4 protein-coding genes are annotated in these 2735 nt (G+C 63.9%); all 4 read left to right on the forward strand.

All coding sequences use genetic code 11. From position 1 onward, the window contains the following. Positions 1-329: RagB/SusD family nutrient uptake outer membrane protein (locus tag ACYVDE_RS19545; RefSeq protein ID WP_460503217.1), on the forward strand; the 329-nt coding region annotated here is incomplete at its 5' end. 24 nt (positions 330-353) lie between these two features. Continuing rightward, the gene (locus tag ACYVDE_RS19550) at positions 354-1319 is read left to right on the forward strand and encodes a DUF5017 domain-containing protein (protein ID WP_460503218.1); all 966 of its coding nucleotides are present in this window, start codon (positions 354-356) and stop codon (positions 1317-1319) included. 54 nt (positions 1320-1373) lie between these two features. Further along, entirely contained in the window at positions 1374-2114 is a 741-nt protein-coding gene (locus tag ACYVDE_RS19555) for a ferritin-like domain-containing protein (protein ID WP_460503219.1), read from the forward strand. A gap of 45 nt (positions 2115-2159) precedes the next feature. After that, positions 2160-2735: ferritin-like domain-containing protein (locus ACYVDE_RS19560; RefSeq protein ID WP_460503220.1), on the forward strand; the 576-nt coding region annotated here is incomplete at its 3' end.

Raw genomic sequence — 2735 nt, forward strand, 5'->3', positions numbered from 1 at the left:
CCGTGAACCTGACCGGCCTCTCGCAGGCCGGGCTGCGCCAAGCCATCCGCGACGAGCGCATGCGCGAGCTGGCCTTCGAGGCCCTGCGCCGCCAGGATTTGAAGCGCTGGGGCATTCTGGTGCCCCGCGTGATTGAAACCGCGAACACCGCCCTCAACGGCAGCACCGACCGCCTGCCCAACGGCTTGCAGCGCATCATCCCTACCCCGATTGACGCAGCCTTCTACTCCTTCTACCTGCCCAACGTGGACGCCAACGATATTCTGCTGCCGATTCCGATTGTCGAAATCATCAACAACAAGCTGGCCAAGCAGAACCCCGGCTACTAATTCCCCCCCTCCGCACTGCTCCATATGAAAAAGCTCCTTGCCGCGCTCCTGCTGGCCGGCCCCCTGCTGGCGGGCTGCGAGAAATACAGCAACCCGGCCCCCGATTTTACCGTGTCGGCCGACCAAACCACCGTGAAAGCGGGCACCACCGTCAACTTCAGCCTCAGCGGCAAAGTCGATGCCCTGCTATTCTACTCGGGTGAGGCGGGCCGCAACTTCGACCTGCGCAACAACTACAGCCAGCCCGACGGCGTGCCCGAGATGCAGTTTCTGAGCACGGTGGCCGCCGCCACCGTGCCCACGCCCACGCCGGTGCCGGCCCCCACCGTGGTGGGCACCCAGAACCTGCGCGTGCTGGTATCGACCGATTTCGACGGTAAGACCACCACCGGCGGGGGGTATGATTCGACCAGCGTGCGCAAAGCCACCTGGACGGACATCACCAGCCGCTTCACCCTCAGCGCCACGGCCAGTAACCTGTCGTCAGGCGTGGTGAGCCTGAACGATTTCAAGGTGGCTGGCAAGCTTACCTACGTGGCCTTCCGCTACGTGAGCGTGGCCCCGCTGGCCACCAACATTCAGCGCGCCTGGACAATCGGCACCTTCCAGGTGCGCACGCGCTACCCCAGCGGCGCGGTGTACACCAACGCCAACACCAATACCGACAGCGGCTTCTCCATCTTCAACTTCAAGGGCCTGCCCAACACCTGGGTGAGCGGCGGTACCCTCACGCACACCGCGCCCGCCACCACCGCCCCGGCCGACGACGACTGGGCCATCTCGAAGGGCTTCGACTTCACCAAAGTGAACTCCGACGCGGCGGGCGGCATCAAGGTGAAAGCCCAGGGCCTGATTGACCCGCTGCCCGCTACGTATTCCTACAAATACAACACGCCCGGCACCTACAAAGCCGTGTTCTACGGCACCAGCGGCGACATCAACAGCCAGAAAGAGTTGGTGCGCGAGGTGATGATTACCGTGACGCCCTAGCGGCCCGTCTGGCAACACCGCTTCCCTTTTTTCCATTTCCCACCCGCTTTCTCAATGGCTCAATCTGTACACATTACCGGCACCGAACCCGGCCAACTGCTTCGCACGCCCATGCAGCGGCGTTCTTTTCTCCGGTTCGCGGGCGCTACCGCCGGGGCCACCGCTCTGGTGCTGACCGGCTGCTCGAAGGACGACAACAAGCCCACCACCGCGCCCATCAACGTGGGCTCGGGCGACGTGGGCGTGCTGAACTACGCCTACGCCCTGGAGCAGCTCGAAGCCGCCTTCTACGCCGCTGTGCGTAGCGGCAGCTACTACACCAGTCTGGCCGCCACCAGCGCCGAGCGCCTGGCCCTCGATGACCTGTATTACCACGAAGTCATTCACCGCGACTTCCTCAAGGCGGCCATTACGGCGGCGGCACCCGGCAGCATTATTCCGGCCCTCGAAGTCGACTTCACCACCAACGCCGGCTACGTCGATTTCACCACCCGCGCCAGCGTGCTCAACACTGCCCGCGTGTTTGAAGACCTGGGCGTGGCGGCTTACAACGGCGCGGCCAAATACCTCACCGACCCAACGTACCTGCTGCTGGCGGGAAAAATCGTGTCGGTGGAAGCCCGGCACGCGGCGCTGGTCCGCGACTTATTCACGGAAGGCAATTTCATTGCGGCCGACGTGGCGCGCATCAACACCACGGCGCTGGAAATCTCCCGCGAGCCGGCCGATGTCGTGAGCATGGTAAACAACTACCTGAAGGACAACTCGAAGCTGGACGTGTCCGGCCTGAAATAGACCGCCGGGCGGCCTTCTTACCTTCTCATTTCCTTCGCCTTTGCCATGAATATCTTCCAGCTTATCTCCGAGATTGAAAAAATTGACCCCGAGGTGTACGACCGCCTCGACTCGCGCCGGCGCATCTTCCGGCACATGAGCGGCCTGGGCCAGAAGCTGACGGCCGCCGCCGTGCCGCTGGCCCTCGGCGCCGTGCTTAACAAAGCCTACGCCCAAACCAGCGCCGCCCCCGGCGTTGCCGACGTGCTCAACTTCGCCCTGAAGCTGGAGTACCTCGAAGCCTACTTCTACAATGCCGGCCTCGGCAACGTGGCCCTCGACACGCGCGTGGCCGACCCGCTTACCCCGGCGCAAACCACTCTGCGCAGCGGTTTTAGCGCCAACAACCTGGCTTCGCTGCTCCGCATCAAGGCCGATGAAATCAACCACGTGCAGTTCCTGCGCGATACCCTGACGGCGCTGGGCGCGACGCCCATTGCCATGCCCGCTGCTTCGCAGTTCGATTTCACGGGCGGGCGGGGCAGCAGCGGCGGGCCGTTTGCCACGGTGTTTACCAGCGCGGCCACGTTTCTGGCCGTGGCGCAGTCGCTCGAAGACACGGGCGTGCGGGCCTATAAGGGC

Source organism: Hymenobacter agri (genome assembly GCF_054778495.1).

Coding starts and splice junctions, on each gene's coding strand:
- ACYVDE_RS19550 (WP_460503218.1), top strand. CDS start 354: ATGAAAAAGCTCCTTGCCGCGCTCCTGCTGGCCGGCCCCCTGCTGGCG.
- ACYVDE_RS19555 (WP_460503219.1), top strand. CDS start 1,374: ATGGCTCAATCTGTACACATTACCGGCACCGAACCCGGCCAACTGCTT.